The 19,746-nt window shown below is 68.4% G+C and carries 21 protein-coding genes; 13 read left to right on the top strand and 8 right to left on the bottom strand.

What is annotated here, in order from left to right; all coding sequences use genetic code 11:
- Positions 1 to 77 precede the first annotated feature (77 nt).
- Entirely contained in the window at positions 78 to 1,190 is a 1,113-nt protein-coding gene (gene serC, locus KV397_RS04605; protein ID WP_131491499.1) for a phosphoserine transaminase, read from the top strand.
- Positions 1,191 to 1,200: 10 nt separating this feature from the next.
- Here serC and KV397_RS04600 read toward each other — a convergent pair whose 3' ends face one another.
- Together KV397_RS04600 and KV397_RS04595 are read right to left on the bottom strand one after the other, a co-directional pair.
- Positions 1,201 to 1,860 carry a DUF3027 domain-containing protein gene (locus KV397_RS04600; RefSeq protein ID WP_261812271.1) on the bottom strand — a complete coding sequence of 220 codons (660 nt, stop codon included), beginning with the start codon at positions 1,858 to 1,860 and terminating at the stop codon, positions 1,201 to 1,203.
- Positions 1,844 to 2,224, bottom strand: a complete 381-nt coding sequence (locus KV397_RS04595) for a cold-shock protein (RefSeq protein ID WP_047522525.1) — start codon at positions 2,222 to 2,224, stop codon at positions 1,844 to 1,846. The genes KV397_RS04600 and KV397_RS04595 overlap by 17 nt, the downstream gene beginning before the upstream one ends.
- A gap of 118 nt (positions 2,225 to 2,342) precedes the next feature.
- Here KV397_RS04595 and KV397_RS04590 point away from each other — a divergent pair, with 118 nt between their 5' ends.
- From KV397_RS04590 to KV397_RS04580, 3 genes are read left to right on the top strand one after another with little or no spacing between them, the layout of a single operon-like run.
- Complete coding sequence (locus KV397_RS04590) at positions 2,343 to 2,618, top strand: hypothetical protein (RefSeq protein ID WP_047522527.1); 276 nt, start codon at positions 2,343 to 2,345, stop codon at positions 2,616 to 2,618.
- Positions 2,619 to 2,628: 10 nt separating this feature from the next.
- Entirely contained in the window at positions 2,629 to 4,341 is a 1,713-nt protein-coding gene (locus KV397_RS04585; RefSeq protein WP_261812270.1) for a helicase-associated domain-containing protein, read from the top strand.
- Positions 4,342 to 4,377: 36 nt separating this feature from the next.
- Positions 4,378 to 6,018, top strand: coding sequence for a DNA repair helicase XPB (locus KV397_RS04580; RefSeq protein ID WP_047522531.1), 1,641 nt, complete (start codon positions 4,378 to 4,380; stop codon positions 6,016 to 6,018).
- A 35-nt stretch (positions 6,019 to 6,053) separates the two neighbouring features.
- Here KV397_RS04580 and KV397_RS04575 read toward each other — a convergent pair whose 3' ends face one another.
- Entirely contained in the window at positions 6,054 to 7,061 is a 1,008-nt protein-coding gene (locus tag KV397_RS04575; RefSeq protein WP_261812269.1) for a CPBP family intramembrane glutamic endopeptidase, read from the bottom strand.
- Positions 7,062 to 7,224: 163 nt separating this feature from the next.
- Here KV397_RS04575 and KV397_RS04570 point away from each other — a divergent pair, with 163 nt between their 5' ends.
- The 3 genes from KV397_RS04570 to KV397_RS04560 all read left to right on the top strand — a co-directional run bounded on the left by KV397_RS04570 (position 7,225) and on the right by KV397_RS04560 (position 10,136).
- The gene (locus tag KV397_RS04570; RefSeq protein WP_047522533.1) at positions 7,225 to 7,917 is read left to right on the top strand and encodes a response regulator transcription factor; all 693 of its coding nucleotides are present in this window, start codon (positions 7,225 to 7,227) and stop codon (positions 7,915 to 7,917) included.
- A 62-nt stretch (positions 7,918 to 7,979) separates the two neighbouring features.
- Positions 7,980 to 9,686, top strand: coding sequence for a sensor histidine kinase (locus KV397_RS04565; protein ID WP_131491494.1), 1,707 nt, complete (start codon positions 7,980 to 7,982; stop codon positions 9,684 to 9,686).
- A 162-nt stretch (positions 9,687 to 9,848) separates the two neighbouring features.
- A complete protein-coding gene (locus KV397_RS04560; RefSeq protein ID WP_131491493.1) occupies positions 9,849 to 10,136 on the top strand; it encodes a WXG100 family type VII secretion target in 288 nt (95 codons plus the stop codon).
- A 66-nt stretch (positions 10,137 to 10,202) separates the two neighbouring features.
- Here the strand turns inward: KV397_RS04560 and groL are convergent, their stop codons facing one another.
- The 4 genes from groL to KV397_RS04540 all read right to left on the bottom strand — a co-directional run bounded on the left by groL (position 10,203) and on the right by KV397_RS04540 (position 13,864).
- On the bottom strand, positions 10,203 to 11,822 hold the full coding sequence (gene groL, locus KV397_RS04555) for a chaperonin GroEL (protein ID WP_047521477.1): 1,620 nt from the start codon (positions 11,820 to 11,822) through the stop codon (positions 10,203 to 10,205).
- Between the two features lie 124 nt (positions 11,823 to 11,946).
- A complete protein-coding gene (locus tag KV397_RS04550) occupies positions 11,947 to 12,525 on the bottom strand; it encodes a LytR C-terminal domain-containing protein (protein ID WP_227991732.1) in 579 nt (192 codons plus the stop codon).
- A 79-nt stretch (positions 12,526 to 12,604) separates the two neighbouring features.
- Complete coding sequence (locus KV397_RS04545; RefSeq protein WP_047521479.1) at positions 12,605 to 12,862, bottom strand: DUF3263 domain-containing protein; 258 nt, start codon at positions 12,860 to 12,862, stop codon at positions 12,605 to 12,607.
- 9 nt (positions 12,863 to 12,871) lie between these two features.
- Entirely contained in the window at positions 12,872 to 13,864 is a 993-nt protein-coding gene (locus KV397_RS04540; protein ID WP_261812268.1) for a DUF2332 domain-containing protein, read from the bottom strand.
- A 71-nt stretch (positions 13,865 to 13,935) separates the two neighbouring features.
- Between KV397_RS04540 and msrB the strand changes: the two genes are divergently transcribed.
- Positions 13,936 to 14,340, top strand: a complete 405-nt coding sequence (gene msrB / locus KV397_RS04535) for a peptide-methionine (R)-S-oxide reductase MsrB (RefSeq protein WP_248570140.1) — start codon at positions 13,936 to 13,938, stop codon at positions 14,338 to 14,340.
- Complete coding sequence (locus tag KV397_RS04530; RefSeq protein ID WP_261812267.1) at positions 14,337 to 14,939, top strand: nitroreductase family protein; 603 nt, start codon at positions 14,337 to 14,339, stop codon at positions 14,937 to 14,939. The genes msrB and KV397_RS04530 overlap by 4 nt, the downstream gene beginning before the upstream one ends.
- A gap of 4 nt (positions 14,940 to 14,943) precedes the next feature.
- On the opposite strand, the gene KV397_RS04525 is transcribed toward KV397_RS04530, so the two are convergent.
- Positions 14,944 to 15,855, bottom strand: a complete 912-nt coding sequence (locus KV397_RS04525) for a DMT family transporter (protein ID WP_261812655.1) — start codon at positions 15,853 to 15,855, stop codon at positions 14,944 to 14,946.
- Positions 15,856 to 15,961: 106 nt separating this feature from the next.
- Between KV397_RS04525 and KV397_RS04520 the strand changes: the two genes are divergently transcribed.
- The 4 genes from KV397_RS04520 to KV397_RS04505 all read left to right on the top strand — a co-directional run bounded on the left by KV397_RS04520 (position 15,962) and on the right by KV397_RS04505 (position 19,746).
- The gene (locus KV397_RS04520; protein ID WP_261812266.1) at positions 15,962 to 16,594 is read left to right on the top strand and encodes an SOS response-associated peptidase; all 633 of its coding nucleotides are present in this window, start codon (positions 15,962 to 15,964) and stop codon (positions 16,592 to 16,594) included.
- A gap of 79 nt (positions 16,595 to 16,673) precedes the next feature.
- The gene (gene trxB / locus KV397_RS04515) at positions 16,674 to 17,651 is read left to right on the top strand and encodes a thioredoxin-disulfide reductase (RefSeq protein WP_232763783.1); all 978 of its coding nucleotides are present in this window, start codon (positions 16,674 to 16,676) and stop codon (positions 17,649 to 17,651) included.
- Complete coding sequence (gene arsB, locus KV397_RS04510) at positions 17,651 to 18,757, top strand: ACR3 family arsenite efflux transporter (RefSeq protein WP_315972139.1); 1,107 nt, start codon at positions 17,651 to 17,653, stop codon at positions 18,755 to 18,757. The genes trxB and arsB overlap by 1 nt, the downstream gene beginning before the upstream one ends.
- Positions 18,754 to 19,746 (top strand): metalloregulator ArsR/SmtB family transcription factor, encoded by a 993-nt coding sequence (locus KV397_RS04505; protein WP_261812265.1) that lies wholly within the window; start codon positions 18,754 to 18,756, stop codon positions 19,744 to 19,746. The genes arsB and KV397_RS04505 overlap by 4 nt, the downstream gene beginning before the upstream one ends.

Below are 19,746 nucleotides of genomic sequence, written 5' to 3'. Positions count from 1 at the left end.
GCAAGCCTACATTCCCGGACGGACATCAGACCCGTGCACGGTGCGGGAGCCCACCGCTCGCCCCCTAGAATCAAGCCATGGCGATCGAGATTCCCCGTGACCTCCTGCCCACTGACGGCCGCTTCGGCTGCGGCCCCTCGAAGGTGCGCCCCGCGCAACTCGAGGCCCTGGCCGCCTCGGGAGCCTCGATCCTGGGGACATCGCACCGCCAGGCCCCGGTGAAGAACCTCGTCGGAAGCGTGCGCGAACAGCTCGCTGCGCTGCTGCGCGTTCCCGAGGGATACGAGATCATCGTCGGCAACGGCGGATCCACCGCGTTCTGGGATGCCGCCGCGTTCGGGCTCATCGAGCGCCGCAGCCAGAACCTCGTGTTCGGTGAGTTCGGCGGCAAGTTCGCCGCCGCCGCGGGGGCTCCGTGGCTCGAGGCTCCCGATGTCCGCAAGGCCGAGCCGGGATCGCTGACCGTCGCCGAGGCCGTGCCGGGTGTCGACGTCTACGCCTGGCCCCACAACGAGACCTCGACCGGAGTCGCGGCGCCCATCGCCCGCGTCGACGCCGAGGGGGCGCTCACCGTCATCGACGCGACGAGCGCTGCCGGCGGAATCGACTTCGATGCCGCCCAGGCCGATGTGTACTACTTCGCACCGCAGAAGAACCTCGGTTCGGACGGCGGCCTCTGGTTCGCCGCCGTCTCCCCCGCCGCGATCGAACGCATCGAACGCATCGCCGCGACCGACCGGTACATCCCCGAGTTCCTCAGCCTGAAGAACGCGGTCGACAACTCGCGCCTCAACCAGACGCTCAACACCCCGGCCCTCACGACGCTGCACCTGCTCGACAGCCAGTTGCGGTGGATCCTCGACAACGGAGGACTCGCCTGGGCCGCGGCACGCACGGCGGAGTCCTCTTCGGTGCTCTATGACTGGGCGGAAGCGTCGTCGGTCGCCACTCCGTTCGTCGCCGATGTCGCGCACCGGTCACCCGTGGTCGCGACGATCGACTTCGACGACAGCATCGACGCCGCCGCCATCGCGAAGACGCTCCGCGCCAACGGGATCGTCGACACGGAGCCCTACCGCAAGCTCGGTCGCAACCAGTTGCGCGTGGCGACGTTCGTCTCCATCGAGCCGGACGACGTGCGCCAGCTCACCCGTTCCATCGAGTACGTGCTGGAGAACCTGGGCGCCTGAGCGCCCGGGCTCACTCCTCTTCGTCGACCTCGCCGGCGTCCTCATCGAGGGCGCCGGCTTCGTCGTCCTCGGCTTCGTCGTCCTCGGCTTCGTCATCCTCGGCTTCGTCATCCTCGGTTTCGTCGTCCTCGGTCGCGTCTGCGTCGGCTTCGGCGGCGGAATCGTCGAGCTCATCGATGTCGACGCCGTCGACGTCACCCGCATGCAGGATGTCCGAGACGTGGTCGCCCTCATCGAGGTCATCCTCGTCTTCGTCGAGGTCTTCGTCGAGATCGTCGTCCGCGTCGTCGTCCAGCTCGTCGTCGGACGATTCTCCGTCGCCGTCCGCCGCGGCCGCTTCGGCGAGCTCGGCCTGGTGTGCGCGATACTCCGCCAGCCGCTCGGCCCAGGGCACCCACTCCGGCGCGAGGAGAGCACCTTCACCGGGGAGCAGTTCGACCTCGAGGACCGTCGGGTCCTCGTCGTCCACTCGGGCGATCGTCACCGTCCAGTACCACCCGGGGTAGCCGGCGAGACGGTTCTCGAATCGCAACGAGACCGAGCCGTCATCCTCGGGGAGGTAGCCGGCAGCCGGTCCGATGGAGGACGCAGGGGTGATCTCGCGCAGAGCCGCCAGCGCGAGATCGTGGGCGCCGATGAGACGGGCGTCGGCGTCAGGCTTCGAGGTCATCGGCGACCTTGCGCAGGACGGCCGCGATCTTGCGGCCGTGTCCGGATGAGGGGTAGCGCCCGCGGCGCAGGTCTCCGCCGATGCCGTCGAGGAGCTTCACGAGGTCTTCGACGATGATCGCCATGTCGTCGGCGGGCTTGCGCTTGGCCTTCGACAGGCTGGGCGGCGCCTCGAGCACCCGCACCGAGAGCGCCTGGAGGCCGCGCTTGCCGTCTGCCACGCCGAACTCCACGCGCGCACCCGCCTTCACCGCGGCACCCGCAGGCATCGCAGAGGCGTGCAGGAAGACGTCCTGGCCGTCATCGCTGGCGATGAAGCCGAAACCCTTGTCTTCGTCGTAGAACCTGACCTTGCCGGTGGGCATGGGAGAACCTCGCTGAGATCGATATGCAGAACCATTGACGCGCTCGTGCGCGTACTCCCAGCCTACCGGTCGCGGGCTTCGCCGATCCGATGGTGTCGGTGAGAGTAGGCTGAGGCGGATGAGCACGCAGAATTCCGAACCGGAGGTTCCCGTCCGCCGGCTGGATCGTTTCCTGGCGTTCACCGCGCTCGGTATCGCCGCGGCCTCCGTGGTGTGCTTCTTCGCCATCATCATCGGGACCGCTGTCGGCATGGACCAGAGCGCCTTCGGCGAGGGAGCGTGGCCGTTCATCGCGGCGATCCCCTACTGGGGCCTCCCCGTCGCCTTCCTGATGATCCTCACGCTCCTCATCATGAGCTTCGTCCGAAAGGGACGCGCTTCCACGCGTTCGTGAGGAATCGGCCATGAGCACTCACGCACGACCGCTGGCGGACTGGCTGGCAGCGGCGAGCGATGACGACCTCCGACGACTCTTCACCGCGCGTCGGGTGCGGCCGGACGCGGCCTGGCAGGACTTCTTCGACGCGGCTGAGGCGCTGCTCGACCCGGCGTCGCTGGCGAAAGTCCTCCCCGCGCTGACCGCGGCCGAGGCGAGGGCCCTCACCGACACGACATCGGGCGCTTCTGCCGGTGCCCTGCAGGAACGACTGACAGCGCTCGCTCTGCTGCGCCCCGACGGCACACCGTATCCACCCGTGACCGCCGCGATCGCGGGACGACCTACTCCTGAGCCCGTGACGGATCGACCGGTTCCGCCCCGCTCCTCCGACGCCGCCTCGGCGCACGCGGCCGAACGCGCCTTCACGACGGTGGCCGTGCTCGCAGACCTCCTCCTCATCGCGCGGGAGCGTCCCTTCGCGCTGCTCACCGGCGGCGGTGTGAACGCGGGCGAGAAGCGTCAGCTCACCGAAGCAGGTGTACCGGGGGAGCTGGTCGACACGCTGGCCTCCATCGCCCTCCAGGCAGGTCTCGCGGTCTCCGCCGACCGTCGTCTTCGATCGAGCCGGTCCGCAGAGGAATGGCTGCGTTCCTCGGCCGTCGACCGCTGGAGCGTGCTGGCACGCTCTTTTCGCGATGCCCTTCCGCGCGGAATCCGGTCCGCGGACGGCGGATGGATCCCGCCGGAGTCGTGGCTCGACGCTCACCCCTGGGACCAGGGCTGGCCGGAGCGCTCTGAGACGCTGCACGACGCGGCCCGCCTGCTCGGCCTGATCGCCGAAGACGGCACCGAACCCGAGTGGGCCGCGGCACTGCGCAGCGGCGACGCTGCGGAGACGGACGCGCTCGCGAGACTCCTTCCCGCCGAGGTCGACCGGATCTTCCTGCAGAACGACCTCACGGCCATCGCCCCCGGCCCGCTGGAACCCGCTCTCGACGTGCGGCTGCGCACGATCGCCGCCCGGGAGTCCGCGGCGCAGGCTTCGTCCTACCGTTTCACTGCGGAGTCCGTCGCACACGCATTCGCGACCGGAGAGACGGAGCAGTCGATCCTCGACTTCCTCGGCACCCTCTCGCTCACGGGAATCCCGCAGCCGCTCAGCTACCTGATCGCGCAGACGGCGCAACGGCACGGTCTGGTCCGCGTCTCCACGGACGAGGAGACCGGCCGCACCCGGATCGAGAGCACAGACGGACACCTCATCGACACGATGGCCGTCGACCAGTCGCTGCGGCCGCTCGCTCTCACCGCACACGTCGGATCGCTCACCACCCGGGTCGGCCGAGACACCGTGTACTGGGCGCTCACGGATGCGCGATACCCGGCGACCCTGGTCGGGTCTGACGGTGCCCTCCTCGTCCGCGAGCGCCACCCGGCCCCCGCGTCCGAGGCCGCACACGCCGACGCGTCGGACCTGAGCCCCCTCATCGACCGATTGCGGTCGCACCAGGGACCGGATGCCGACGCCGCCTGGCTCGATCGCGAGCTCGAGGCCGCGGTACGGACGAAGTCCGTGCTGCAGGTGACCGTCGGCATGCCGGACGGCTCGACGCGAGAGCTTCTCCTGGAGGCGACGGGGATGGGCGGTGGGCGGCTGCGCGGGCGCGATCGCGCCGCCGACGTGGAGCGCACCCTTCCCGTATCGAGCATCCGCGCTGCGACGATCGTCGCGCCGTAGGCCCCGTGCCTCGCGCGACCGGTAAACTGGTCAGCTATGTCTGATGGCCCCCTGATCGTCCAGAGCGATCGCACCGTGCTGCTCGAAGTGGCCCATGCCGACGCCGAGAGCGCCCGCCACGAACTCGCGATCTTCGCCGAGCTGGAACGCGCTCCCGAACACATCCACACCTATCGCATCACCCGGCTCGGTCTGTGGAACGCCCGTGCCGCCGGGCACACCGCGGACGACATGCTCGAGACGCTGGACCGCTGGTCGCGATTCCCGGTGCCGCCCTCCGTCTCCGTCGATCTGCGCGAGACCGTGAATCGCTACGGCCGGCTGGTCATCGAGCGTGACGACGAAGGCACCCTGATCCTGCGTTCGTCGGATCCTGCCGTCCTCGCGCAGGTCGCGAACAACAAGCGCATCCAGCCTCTGCTGATCGGTCACCCAAGCCCTGAGACGTACGTCGTCGACGCCTGGGCACGCGGACAGATCAAGCAGGAGCTGCTGAAGATCGGCTGGCCCGCCGAGGACCTCGCCGGCTACACCCCCGGCACTCCGCACGAGATCGACCTCGCCGAAGACGGCTGGGAGATCCGTCCGTACCAGCAGGATGCCGTCGATGCTTTCTCGAAGGACGGTTCGGGCGTCGTGGTGCTCCCCTGCGGTGCGGGGAAGACGATCGTCGGCGCCGGGGCGATGGCCGCGACGAAGACCACCACGCTGATCCTCGTCACCAACACGGTGTCGGCCCGGCAGTGGCGCGACGAGCTGCTCAAGCGCACGAGTCTGACCCCCGAGGAGATCGGCGAGTACTCCGGCCAGGCCAAAGAGGTCAAGCCCGTCACCATTGCGACGTATCAGATCCTCACCGCGAAGCGGAAGGGCCAGTACGCGCACCTGGCATTGCTGGATGCCCTCGACTGGGGCCTCATCGTGTATGACGAGGTCCACTTGCTCCCGGCCCCCGTGTTCAAGCTCACCGCCGACCTGCAGGCCCGCCGCCGTATCGGCCTGACCGCGACCCTGGTCCGCGAGGACGGGCGCGAGGGAGACGTGTTCAGCCTGATCGGGCCCAAGCGCTTCGACGCGCCGTGGAAGCAGATCGAGGCGCAGGGGTTCATCTCCCCCGCCGCCTGCTACGAAGTGCGCGTCGACCTCCCGCCGAGCGACCGTCTCGAGTACGCCGCGGCGACCGACGACGAACGCTATCGGCTCGCTGCTTCCGCGCCGGCTAAGGTGACGGCGGTGCGCGAGCTCATCGCCAAGCATGAGGGCGAGCGCATCCTCGTGATCGGCCAGTACCTCGATCAGCTCGAGTCGCTGTCGGCGGCCTTGGATGCTCCGCAGATCACCGGGGCGACGCCGGTCGACGAGCGCGAGGAGCTGTACCGGGCCTTCCGCGAGGGCGAGATCTCGCTCCTGGTGGTGTCGAAGGTCGCGAACTTCTCGATCGACCTGCCGGAGGCATCCGTCGCCATCCAGGTGTCCGGCTCGTTCGGATCGCGCCAGGAAGAGGCCCAGCGACTCGGACGCCTGCTGCGCCCGAAGCAGTCCGGACACACCGCGAGCTTCTACACCCTCGTCGCCCGCGACACCATCGATCAGGACTACGCCCAGAACCGGCAGCGCTTCCTCGCCGAGCAGGGTTACAGCTACACGATCATGGACTCCGACGCCCTCGCCGCCTGATCTCGTCCGTTCGACCTCCCCGGAGGTCGAGCCGCTCAGCCGTGCAGGGCGCGCGGCAGATGATGGGTCCCCTCGCGCCGGGCCGGTGCGGGCACGGGCGCCGTCGCCGTGCGCGTGACACCGAGGCGTCGCGCCCACCGGTCGGCGAGCACCGCGTACACGACCATCGCGATCATCGAGCCGACGAGGTCCGCCGCCGTTCCCGACGTGGCGTTCGCATCGACGAGGGCGACGGATCCGAGCAGGAAGATGAGCACGTTGTTGACGATGTGCAGGGAGATCGCCGCCTCGAGGCCGCCGGTCCGCCAGGTCAGCCAGGCGGCGACGATCGCGAAGGCCCCCACGCTCGCAGCGCCCCAGACGTCGTAGCCGTGGCCGAGGACGAACAAGGGGACGGGCAGCAGGATGGCGAAGGCCGGATGCCGGAGCCAGCTGCCGACCAGCTGCATGAGGTAGCCGCGGAAGACGTACTCCTCTGCGGCTGCCTGGAAGGGGATCAGCAGCAGCACGAGGAGGACCATGATCCACAGTCCGGGGTGCGAGAAGTCAGCGACCACCGCCTCTCCGGCGAGCGCCGACCACCCCAGCACGACGGCGAAGTACACGGCGAACACCGCGAGCGCCAGCAGGAGGCTCTTCCCGAGCCACCCCATCCGCAGTCGTGCCGTGACCGAGGACAGCAGCCCGACGCCACGGCCTTCCACGACCCGGGATGCCAGCAGCAGGGCCGGGATCATCAGGATCAAGGGGAGCACCAGCGCGATCAGCAGCCAGGGACGGTCGAGATCGAAGTACCGCACGGAGGTGAGGAGCACCATCATCTCGTCGCCCCACCCCGGGATGACCACCGCTGCGACGACCAGGGGCACCGTCAGGACGAGGAGGAGGACGATGTAGAACGCGAGGGCGAGGAGCCCGGTGAGGAGCGGCCGCCACCAGCGATATCGCGGTCGCAGGTGCGCCAGGCGGTGGTACGGGATCTGCGTGGCAGGCGAGAGTGTGGGCGGGGCGGGGGCGGCGGACGCGTCCTCGTTCGAGCTCATGTCTCAATCCTGGCCTGTTCACCTGTGCCTCTCCTCCCACCCCGGAATGATGTCGTTTCCCGCGGGGTGACGAGCGCGTCGGCGGCCTCCCGGGAGAGCGCGACTCCACGCCGTTCCGCACAATAGTCAGCATCCGCATGGCCGGAGTCACCATAATGGGGACATGACTGCTCCGCGCATCCTGGTCGTCGATGACGAACCCAACATCCGCGACCTGCTCTCCACGGGTCTCAGCTTCGCCGGATTCCAGGTGAAGACGGTCGCCAACGGCGCCGCCACGATCTCGGCCGTCCTCGAAGAGGAACCGGACCTGATCATCCTGGACGTCATGCTCCCGGACATGAACGGGTTCAGCGTGACCAAGCGCCTCCGCGGCGCCGGTTTCACCGCCCCGATCCTCTTCCTGACGGCGAAGGACGGCACCGACGACAAGATCGAGGGGCTCAACGCCGGCGGTGATGACTACGTCACCAAGCCGTTCAGCCTCGACGAGATCGTGGCCAGAGCGCAGGCGATCCTCCGCCGCACCATGCAGGCCGACGAGGAGTCGATCATCCGTGCCGGCGAGTTGTCGATGGACCAGGACACCCATGACGTCCACGTGGGCAAGGAGCCGATCGAGCTCAGCCCGACCGAGTTCAAGCTGCTGCGCTACCTGATGCTCAACCCGAACCGTGTGCTGTCGAAGGCGCAGATCCTCGACCACGTGTGGGAGTACGACTTCAACGGTGACGCGGGCATCGTCGAGAGCTACATCTCGTACCTTCGCCGCAAGATCGATCCCCACACCGAGGAGTCGCTGATCCAGACGAAGCGCGGCTTCGGATACATGTTGAAGGTCGGCAAGTCGGCCTGACCCCCGGGCCACCACCACTCGACGCCGCACAGCGGCGTGTTCGCCGCACCGAGGAGGACCGCATGGCGCACAAGCCCGATGCGGTCACCAGCTGGTGGCGCCGCATCAGCCTCCGGGCGAAGGTGACCGGAGTCACGGTGGCCGTCCTGGCGCTCGGGCTACTGGTGGCAGGCATCGGAACGGTGCCGATCCTGCGCAACGCCCTCGTCGCGAACATCGATGCGCAGCTTCCCGCGCTGGTCTCCGGTGATCTCGTGGAACGGTACTTCGAGACCGCGACGGTGGACGGAACCACCACCTACACACCGCGCGAAGAGCAGCCGCGGGACTTCTCCTTCGCCATCTACGATGCGACCGGGGTGCTGCGGGCCACCGCGCGCGGCACCTCCGGCCCGTCGCCCCTCTTCCCCTCCGAGTATTCGCTCGCCAAGGCGACCGCCGATTCCGAACGCACCCCGATCGAGCTCGCAGGACCCGATGGCGAGGTCTTCCACGCCGCGGTCGCCGTGGTGGGCTCGGAGGGAAGCGGGGGCGCGCTCCGCATCCAGCTGGTCGCCCTGCCGCTCGCACCGGCGGATCGTATCGTCAGCCAGTACTTCGGTATCTACATCACAATCGCCCTGATCACGATCCTCGTCGCCGCGCTGCTCACTCGCGGCCTCGTCACCCTGACCTTCCGCAGACTCGGCCAGGTCGAGGCGACCGCCATGTCGATCGCCGCCGGCGACTTCCGGCAGCGCCTCACCGATCTCGAGCCGACGACGGAGGTCGGCCGTCTGAACGCGGCGATCAACACGATGCTCGATCGTGTCGACCGCTCGCTCGCGCAGCGCGACCGGACCGTGCAGCACATGCGACGTTTCATCGGCGACGCCAGCCATGAGTTGCGCACACCCCTCGTGAGCGTTCGCGGGTATGCGGAGCTCTATCGGATGGGCGCGATCAAGGGCGAGGAGGACACCGCCAGAGCCATGGAGCGCATCGAGAAGGAAGCGATCCGGATGGGCGTCCTCGTGGAGGACCTCCTCGCGCTGGCACGCCTGGACGAGGAGCGGGAACCGGAGATCGTCCCGCTCGATCTGCGTCCGATCGCACGCGACGCTGCACTCGACCTGCGCGCCGCCGCTCCGGGCCGGACGGTCACCGTGATCGACCGGACCGTCGGCGCCCCGGCCACGACCCCTTTGCGCATCACTCCTTCCCCGCAACCGCAGGATGCCGCGTCCCCGGCTCCCCGCGGACTCTCCCGGACAGCACTCTCCCGTCTGCGTCGCCGTCCCCGTGCTCCCGAGCCGGCTCCGGCCATCGACTTCACCGAGATCCCGGACATCCCCGTGCGGACGCCTCCGATCGTGCTCGGGGAGGAGAACAAGGTGCGCCAGGTCGTCACCAACCTGCTGGGAAATGCCCGCCGCTTCTCCCCCGAGGACGGGCCGATCGAACTCATCGTCGACTCCGACCGCGTCCGCGGCACCGGGAGCATCGCGGTCGTGGATCATGGCGAAGGCATCCCGCCGCAGATCCGTGAGCAGATCTTCGAGCGATTCTGGCGCGCCGACACCTCACGGGCGAGGGAAACAGGGGGATCGGGCCTCGGCCTCGCGATCGTCGCGTCGATCATGAAGGCGCTGCACGGGGGCGTCGAGGTGTCGGAGACCCCGGGCGGCGGAGCGACCTTCACGGTCACCCTCCCCCTCGCACCGGCCCGCGCGACCCCCGCACACCTGCTCGAGGACACGCAGCCGTTGGAACGGCTCGACCTCCCCTGACCCGTAGCCGCCACGGACGAGGGGACGATCCGTGACGCCGAGAGTTCTGCACGGCTCACGGGATCGATCGGCTTCCCCCAGGTGCCGAGTCCTCCCGTGACGGACATGATTCTCGGTGCCGCCTCGCACCTAGCGTCGGAGCTCCAACGAGAAGGAGTTCCCATGTCTGTCTTCACCGTCGACACCGAAGCCGTCCACGCTGCCCACGGCGCCGTCAGAGCCACCATCGAGCGCCTGCAGAGTGAATCGGCGACGCTCATGGCCCAGCTCCGTCAGCTGCAGACATCCTGGGTCGGAAGCGCCTCCAACGCATTCCAGGGCTGTGCAGAGCAGTGGCAGGGAGCCCAGCTGCATGTGGAGCAGGTCCTCGACTCGATCGGCACCTCGCTCGGATCGGCCGCCTCCCAGTACGCCGATGCCGACCAGTATTCGGCGAGCCTGTTCCGCTGAGACTGGTTCCCGAGAATGCAGAACGCCCCCGGCCGAAGCCGGGGGCGTTCTGTCAGGAAGGATGGATCAGAAGTCCATGCCACCCGACGGGTCAGCCATCGGAGCAGCTGCCTTCTCGGGCTTGTCGGCCACGACGACCTCGGTCGTGAGGAACAGAGCCGCGATCGATGCCGCGTTCTGCAGCGCCGAGCGGGTGACCTTGGCCGGGTCGATGATGCCGGCGCCGAACATGTCGACATACTCGCCCGTCGCCGCGTTCAGGCCCTGGCCCGCGGGGAGCTCGGCGACCTTGTTGGCGACGACACCGGCCTCGAGACCGGCGTTCAGCGCGATCTGCTTCAGCGGAGCCTGGATGGCGACGCGGACGATGTTCGCGCCGGTCGACTCGTCGCCCGTGAGCGAGAGGGCGTCGAGCGCCTTCGTGCCGGACTGGATCAGCGCGACGCCACCACCGGGGACGATGCCCTCCTCGACGGCCGCCTTCGCGTTGCGGACGGCGTCTTCGATGCGGTGCTTGCGCTCCTTGAGCTCGACCTCGGTCGCTGCACCCGCCTTGATGACGGCGACGCCACCGGCGAGCTTGGCCAGGCGCTCCTGGAGCTTCTCGCGGTCGTAGTCGCTGTCGGTGTTCTCGATCTCGCGACGGATCTGCGTGACGCGACCCTCGATCTGGTCGGCCTCGCCGGCACCCTCGACGATCGTGGTCTCGTCCTTGGTGACGATGACCTTGCGCGCACGGCCCAGCAGGTCGAGCGTGGCGTTCTCCAGCTTGAGGCCGACCTCTTCGGTGATGACCTGACCACCGGTGAGGATCGCGATGTCCTGCAGCTGCGCCTTGCGACGGTCGCCGAAGCCGGGAGCCTTGACGGCGACCGACTTGAAGATGCCCTTGAGCTTGTTCAGCACGAGCGTCGCGAGAGCCTCGCCCTCGACGTCCTCGGCGATGATGACGAGCTCCTTGCCGTCCTGGATCACCTTGTCGACGATGGGCAGGAGGTCCTTGATGTTGGAGACCTTCTGGTTCGCGATGAGGATGTACGGGTCCTCGAAGACAGCCTCCTGGCGCTCCGGGTCCGTGACGAAGTACGGGTTCAGGTATCCCTTGTCGAAGCGCATGCCCTCGGTGAGCTCGAGCTCGGTGCCGAACGTCTGCGACTCCTCGACGGTGACGACGCCTTCCTTGCCGACCTTGTCGATCGCCTCGGCGATGAGCTCGCCGATCGCGGGGTCCGCGGCGGAGATGGAAGCTGTGGCCGCGATCTGCTCCTTCGAGTCGATCTCCTTGGCGGTCGAGAGCAGCTCCTCGGTGATCGCTGCCACGGCCTTCTCGATGCCGCGCTTGAGTGAGATGGGGTCGGCGCCGGCCGCGACGTTGCGCAGACCTTCACGGACCAGAGCCTGAGCGAGGACCGTGGCGGTGGTGGTGCCGTCACCCGCGACGTCGTCGGTCTTCTTGGCGACCTCCTTGACGAGCTCCGCGCCGATCTTCTCGTACGGGTCGTCCAGCTCGATCTCCTTGGCGATGGAGACACCGTCGTTCGTGATCGTGGGGGCGCCCCACTTCTTCTCGAGGACGACGTTGCGACCGCGCGGGCCGAGGGTCACCTTGACCGCGTCGGCGAGGATGTTCAGGCCGCGCTCGAGGCCGCGGCGGGCCTCCTCATCGAAAGCAATGATCTTTGCCATGAGTTTTTTCGTCCCTCCTGGACGTAGACGTTGGGTTTAGCACTCAGAGTGAGAGAGTGCTAACGCCATTCTGGCACTCGACACCTTCGAGTGCAAGCCGCCGGGCGCGGGTCGCCTCCGGAGGTCAGGAGGCGGGCTCGTCGGCGGGTGTCTCCGGCGCGGAGGGCGACCGATCGAGACCGATCACCACGGTGAACTGCTTCTCCCCGTCTTCGGTCTGACCGGAGTAGTAGTCGCTCTGCTGGACCTGTGCACCACCGAGGAGGTTGGCCAATCCGATCGCGGCCTCCTCATCCTCTTCGTTGACGTAGAAGACGGTCGTCTCGGCGAAATCCTGGCTGGAGCTGTCGCCGGCGAAGACGTCGTCGGCCGCCCAGCCGTTGTTGATCAGAGTGTCGCGCATCTGCGTGTCGAGACCCTCATCCGGCGTCCCGTTCAGGACCATCACGGAGATGGTCGGGTCGACGATCCCCGTGTCGACCGGCGACGGGACCACGGACGGCGCGGCCTCGGGGAACAGCGAGACCCGCCCCATCACGACGAGCGAGCCGAAGATGCCGGCGATGATGAGGATGAGCGCGGCGACGAAAGACCACAGCAGCACGACCCAGCCGTTCATGCCGGGAGCTTCGGCGCGGTGCGCTCCCACACGTCCGGAGGAACGGGGAACGTCATCGAAACGATCGCGGGAGGGCTTTGACACCCCTCGATGCTAGCGGCAGGTTCCTGTCAATCGGTTCTGCGGCGAGGCGACGACGCCCTCGCGATTCGGGCAGGACCGCTCAGCCGACGAAACCGGGGGTGCGTGCGCGACGCCGTGCCGCTCGCGAATCGCGGAGTCGACGGAGCCTGCGCACCAGCATCGGGTCGTATTCCAGCGCGACCTCCGAATCGATCAGACGTCCGAGGAGCTGGTAGTAGCGCGCGGCGCTCATCCCCAGCTGCGTGCGGATGACCTCTTCCTTCGCCCCGTCATGCCGGGGCCAGGTCCCTTCCAGGGCGAGGATCGCGCGATCGCGCTCCGTGAGGTCTCCGATCATGGGTACAGGTTAGGACGCGTTCGCAGGCAGAGCCGCTCGCCACTCCCACCAGCGCCCGAGCGGATCCGCAGCAGCGCGCACTCGACCGTCCAGCGCGACCACGAAACCCGGCCAGTCGTCTGCATCGACCGGCGGCTCCCAGACGTCGAGCACACCCGGCGGATCGATCGTGATCCAGCGCGCGTCCAGGCCGTCGATGGTCGCGACGAGCGCGTTCCGGGACGCCCACGGGATGTGCACGAGCACCCCCGGCGTCGTGATGACGAGGGTGGCGTCGTTCGGGGCGGACGCGGCGAGCGCCTCGATGGACGCCAGCGCATCTCCGGCGACGAGCCTCGGAGGATCGGCCGCGACGATGTCGAGGGCAGCGGCGATGCGCTCATCGCGTCCCGTCTCGCCCGGCCACACGAGCCCCCGCAGCCAGCGACGGTCACGCTCGTCCCCCGCGTCGAGCGGAGCCAGGTCGATTCCGGCACGCCAGACCACCTCCGGTATCCGCAGGGGCGGCAGGGGTCCGGACACCCGGGTCTCCAGCACGACCGAGGACGGTCCGTCCACCGGATCCAGTGCGACACGCACCTCCCCGTGCTCATCGGCGACGCGGTACGAATACCGATCCGGATAGAGACAGAGCCCGGCTGCCGCGCCGACCTCGAGCAATGCCACCGGGCCGGGTATCTCGGAGAGCACGGGAAGGAGGGCGGCGAGTCGAAGCGGCTCGTTGGTCTGCAGCGACCGGCGGGCGCACTCGACGACGATGTCGTCCGCATGCTGCAGCACGAAGCGCCGCCACTGCGGGTATGCGGCCAGCGGTGCGCCGAGCATCCGGGTGACGGCGAACACCAGCGGCGGCTGCCTCCTCGTCTCCGGGATCCGGCGGAGGACCGCCCGCACCGCATCGTCCGACGCGATGCCGCCCGCCCATTCGACGTAGAGGGCGCTGCGACCCGGCGCCTCGTCACGAGCGAAGCGCGCATACCGCTCCTGGACAGCATCCGTCATCCGTCCATTCTGACGCGAAGCACCCGAGAGGCCGTTGCAGGAGGGAGAATGGAGGCGACTCAGGAGGACACATGTCGTACAGCGTGGACAAGACCGAAGACGAATGGCGCGAGGAGCTCGGCGAGGAGCGATACGCCGTGCTGAGGAAGGCCGCCACCGAGCGCGCGTGGACGGGAGAGCTTCTCGACGAGGAACGCGCGGGTCTCTACACCTGCGGAGCCTGCAACGCCGAGCTGTTCAAGAGCGGGACCAAGTTCGACTCCGGCTGCGGCTGGCCGAGCTTCTACGAGTCGATCCGCCCTGATGCGGTGGAGCTCCTCGAGGACGACAGCCTGGGCATGGTGCGCACCGAAGTCCGCTGCGCCAACTGCGGCTCGCACCTCGGCCACGTGTTCCCGGACGGGTTCGGCACGCCGACCGGCGACCGCTACTGCATGAACTCGATCGCGATGAACTTCACCCCCGACGCCTCGTGAGCGCCCTGGACGCCGTTCGCGCGCGTCAATCTTGGTCGAAGGTGGAAGACGCGGCCCCAGGCCGCGAGGAGTTGCTGACCTTCGTGGCCGCCGCCGGTCGCGTGGCCGATCATTCCTCGTTGCGCCCGTGGCGGCTCATCGAGCTCCGGGGCGCGGACCGCGAAGTCCTCGGCGCCGCCATCGCGAAAGCCCAGGGCGACTCCTCCCCCTCCACCAAGCCGCTGAGAGCTCCGCTGCTGATCGCCGTCGTCGCGAGCTACCGCAAGAGCGAGAAGGTGCCGCGCTGGGAGCAGGAGGCCGTCGCCTCCGGCGTCGCGCACATGCTGAGTCTGCTGCTCGATGAGGCCGGGTGGGGCGTGATCTGGCGCACGGGTCACTACACCCGCGCCAAAGCCGTGGCGAAGGCTCACGGCCTCGGCAAGGACGAAGAACTTCTGGGCTGGCTCTACGTCGGTGGCAAGCCGGAGGGCAAGAAGGCGGGACGCCGCAAGATGGTCGATGCGCGGAAGCTGCTCACGCGCATGCCCGCGCCCGGGTCGGCTTCCCCGAAGAAGTCGAGCAAGAAGAAGAAGAAGAAGAAGGCCGAGAAGAAGAAGTAGCGCGTCAGCGGCGCCACAGCCGCGGGACCGCGATGAGCACCGATGCGACCGCGACGGTGACCATCGCGATGACCTGCCAGAGGGCGGGCCCTGCCGCAGCCGGCCAGATCAGGTCGATGACGACCGAGGTCAGAAGCTGCCCGAGCACGGACCCCAGCCCCATCAGGAGCACTCCGGTGTGCCCGACGATGAACGCCCCGAGGAGGATGTAGCCGGCGCCGAGGAACCCGCCCAGATACAGCCACGGCTCCGTGGGGAGGGCATCGGGCATCCCCCGGAACGCGATGCTGGCTCCGGCCGCGAGCATCAGCACGACCGTTCCCGTGATGAAACTCATCAGGGTCGCCGCGAGCGGCGAGCGCACGCGCTGGGCGAGGCGTCCGTTGGTGGCCGCCTGCCATGCGATGCCCACGCCCGCGGCGAACGGCAGCAGCAGCATCCACAGCGGAGCGGCGGCGAGCACGTCCCCGGACAGGGAGATTCCGACGGCGGCGAGCGCGAGCACCCCACCGGCGACGCGCCCCGGCGTGACCGCCACGACACCGGCCGGCCCGAAGCCGATCCGATCGAGCACGAGTCCGTGCAGTGTCTGGCCCGCGACGACGCCGACGCTGAACAGGGAGACCCCCAGCACGCCGGCCGTCAGCCCCTGCGTCGAAACCGTGAGCGCTCCGCACGCGCCGCCCAGCAGCATCCAGAACGGGATGGTGTTCTCACGGATCCCGCGCCACAGACGCCCGACACCACGACGGGCCGACGGGATGCAGGAGATCACCGCGACGAGGGCCAGCAGGCCCACCGAGAACGAGAGCAGTCCCGCGACGATGCCGTCGTCGACGCGCACCCCGAGCACACCGTTGATCCGCGCCTGGACGGCTGTCATGACCCCGATCGCGACAGCTCCGCCGAGTGCCAGCGGAGCGGGGAGGCGGCGGGGTTCTGGCACCCATCGACCCTACCCGAGCACGCCCGCCTCGCCCGGTCGCCAGCGCGATGTCGGAGCCCGGGTCTACGCTGACGGCATGTGCGCGAGCTATGGCCTCGATCCCCGGTTCACCGACGACGCCTATCGGGATGCGCTCGATGCCGACGTCCTCGAGGGGCTCCGCTCGTGGGCAGCGGGCAATGACGGCGAGATTCTGCGCCCCACGGGAAAGAACCTGCGCAACCTGAACCCGATCATCACCGACCCCTCCACTGTGCAGCTCGCTTGGTGGGGGTATCTGGTCAACGGTGCGCCCGCGAGCTTCGCGTCGATCAACACCCGATCGGAACGACTCGCCACTGCCAAGGGAGCACTCCCCGATCGCGCGATCGTGCCGGTCTCGTTCTGGCGAGAGATGGCCAAGCCGTCCCGCATCTGGCACCACTTCACCGCGCCCGATGACGGTCTCCTCGGGCTGGCAGCGGTCACTCGGCCCGGACGCACCGCCGACGGTGTCGACTACACCTGCTACAGCATCGTGATGCAACCCGCTGCGGGGCATCTGGCGCACATCCACGACCGGATGCCCTTGCTCATCAATCCGGGTTTCGCCGAAGAATGGCTCACGACGCCGAACGCACCCGGGGAGTTGATCAACGCGGCCGTCGCGGCTGCCGCTCCGATCAATGAGCGGATCCGTGTGGAACCGGCCGACGGGCGATCCTCGTGATCTGACCGCCACGGTGACGAACAGGTGAACTCTTCCGGCGCCGGTTGCGCTTGATATCGACAAGCATCAATATAGACACATGTCGATTCAAGAGGTTGAACTGGTCATCATCGGGTCCGGCCCTGCCGGATACACCGCCGCCGTGTACGCGGCGCGCGCGGGACTCACCCCCGTGGTGCTTGCCGGTTCCGTGACGGCCGGCGGCGCGCTGATGACCACGACGGAGGTCGAGAACTTCCCCGGGTTCGTCGACGGCATCCAAGGACCCGAGCTGATGGAATCGATGCGCGCGCAGGCCGAGCGCTTCGGTGCCCGCATCCTTCTCGACGACGCCGTTCTGGTCGACCTCGACGGCCCCATCAAGACGGTCGAGACGGGGGCTGGGGAGACATTCCTCGCTCGCGCAGTCATCCTGTCCATGGGCTCCGCGTACCGCAAGCTCGGCATCCCCGACGAGGAGCGACTCACCGGACGCGGGGTCTCTTGGTGCGCCACTTGCGACGGTTTCTTCTTCCGTGAGCAAGAGGTCGTCGTGGTCGGCGGCGGGGACTCCGCCATGGAGGAGGCGCTGTTCCTCACTCGCTTCGCGTCGAAGGTCACCGTCGTCCACCGTCGCGCCGAGTTCCGGGCCTCGAAGATCATGGCACAGCGCGTACTCGACCACCCGAAGATCGAAGTGGCATGGAACAGCGAAGTCGCGAGCCTCATCGGCGCCGAGAAGGTCGAAGCAGTCGCACTGCGCGATACCGTCTCGGGCGTCGAGCGGGAGCTGGCGGCAACGGGAGTCTTCGTCGCGATCGGTCATGACCCGCGCTCCGAGATCGTCACCGGCCTCGTCGGCACCGATGCTGACGGCTACGTGCTCGTCGAGCACCCCTCGACCCGCACAAACCTCGCTGGAGTCTTCGCCGCCGGCGATCTCGTCGACCACACCTACCGTCAGGCGATCACCGCCGCAGGTACCGGCTGCGCGGCAGCGCAGGATGCTCAGCACTACCTCGCCGCGCTTGACGAAGTCGCCCCCCTTTCGCGCCGGACCGAGGAGGTCTTCGCGTGATCGCGCCGATCGCCGAGGCCACCCTGCCGGCCTCCACGCCAACCGCCCGCCGACTGTCGACCCTCGATCGGTGGCTGCCACTCTGGATCGGACTGGCCATGATCGGCGGCATCGTCATCGGCCGCTTCATCCCCGGGGTCTCCGACCTCCTGGCCCGCCTCGAGGTCGGTGGGATCTCGATCCCGATCGCCCTCGGCCTGCTGGTGATGATGTACCCGGTGCTCGCGAAGGTCCGCTACGACAAGGTCGCCGCCGTCACCGGCGACAAGAAACTCCTCATCTCGTCGCTGGCGCTCAACTGGCTCGTGGGCCCGGCGCTGATGTTCGTCCTCGCGTGGGCTTTCCTGCCCGATCTGCCCGAGTACCGCACCGGCCTCATCATCGTGGGGCTCGCGCGCTGCATCGCGATGGTCGTCATCTGGAACGACCTCGCCTGCGGCGACCGCGAAGCCGCAGCCGTGCTCGTCGCCATCAACTCGGTCTTCCAGGTCATCGCCTTCTCACTCCTCGGCTGGTTCTACCTCACTGTCCTCCCCGGCTGGCTCGGACTCGACTCGCAGGGCTTGGACATCTCGCTCGGACAGATCGCGCTCAATGTCCTGATCTTCCTCGGCATCCCCCTCGTCGCGGGATTCGCCTCCCGCTTCTTCGGAGAGCGCACGAAGGGACGCGACTGGTACGGAGACAGCTTCCTCCCGAAGATCGGCCCCTGGGCGCTCTACGGCCTCCTGTTCACGATCGTTCTGCTGTTCGCTCTCCAGGGGGAACAGGTCACGAGTCGTCCCTGGGACGTCGCCAGGATCGCGCTCCCACTCCTGGTGTACTTCGGCGTCATGTGGTTCCTCGGCCTCCTCACGGGGAAGACTCTCGGCCTCGGATACGCACGATCGTCGACCCTGGCTTTCACCGCCGCCGGCAACAACTTCGAACTCGCGATCGCGGTCGCCATCGGCACCTTCGGCGCGACATCCGGCCAGGCGCTCGCCGGCGTCGTCGGCCCGCTGATCGAAGTCCCGGTTCTCGTCGGGCTCGTCTATGTCTCGCTCTGGGCCGCCCGGCGCTGGTTCCATACCGATCCATTCACCGCTGGAAGGATTCCGTCATGAACGTCACCCTGACCACCGCGGACGACACTTGCAGTCCCGTCGCCACCCACGCCATCGGACTCGACGCGGCGTCCTCGGTCGCAGCGACGTTGAAGGCTCTGTCGGATCCGCTGCGGCTGCGGATGCTGTCCGCCATCGCCTCCGACCCGCGCGGGGAGTCGTGTGTCTGCGATCTCGCCGAGCTCGCAGAGGTCTCGCAACCGACGATTTCTCACCACCTCAAAGTGCTCAAGGACGTGGATGTCCTCACCTCCGAGCGGCGAGGAACCTGGGTCTGGTATCGGATCACCCCGAACCGCCGCAGCGCGGTCACAGCTCTGCTGGAGTCGTTCGCGCCCGCGACGCTCGCACCCGGGGGTGTCACCGGCGACCACGATCACCCGCGACCGGACTTCGACGCCCGCGTGACCCGTCTCGCGGACGAGCTCGCGGCGGAAATCCCCGACCTCGACCCCGACGTGGTGCTCACCATCGTCCGTGAGTCGTACACCGCGCTCGCGCGCACCGCCAGGGTCACTTCCGCCCTCGTTCCTCTGACCGAGCGCTTCGCGCGTCAGCGACTCGCGGACCTCACTCGTGACCGCGATGCGTCCGTCCCCCAGGTGCTCTTCGTCTGCGTCGCCAACGCCGGACGCTCGCAGCTCGCCGCCGCGCTCGTCAACACGCTCGCCGCCGGCAAGGTCGTCGCACGCTCGGCAGGATCCGCTCCCGCGGACATCATCCACCCGCACGTCCGCTCGATCCTCGCCGAGATCGAAGGCGACCGGGCTGCCGAGCGCTTCCCGAAGCCGCTCACCGACGACGCCGTCCGCGCGGCCGACGTCGTCATCACGATGGGCTGTGGCGACGTCTGCCCGATCATCCCCGGCGTGCGCTACGACGACTGGGCCGTCGGTGATCCCGCCCTCGCGTCGCGGGAAGGCGTCGAAGCCATCCGCGACGACATCGCCGCCCGCGTGCGCGCCCTCGTCGACGACCTTCTCTCTTGA

It is taken from the genome of Microbacterium aurugineum (assembly GCF_023101205.1).
In the GTDB taxonomy this organism is placed as follows: domain Bacteria; phylum Actinomycetota; class Actinomycetes; order Actinomycetales; family Microbacteriaceae; genus Microbacterium; species Microbacterium aurugineum.
The sequence above is the reverse complement of the archived record's forward strand: the minus strand, read 5'-3'. Positions and strand labels throughout refer to the sequence as shown.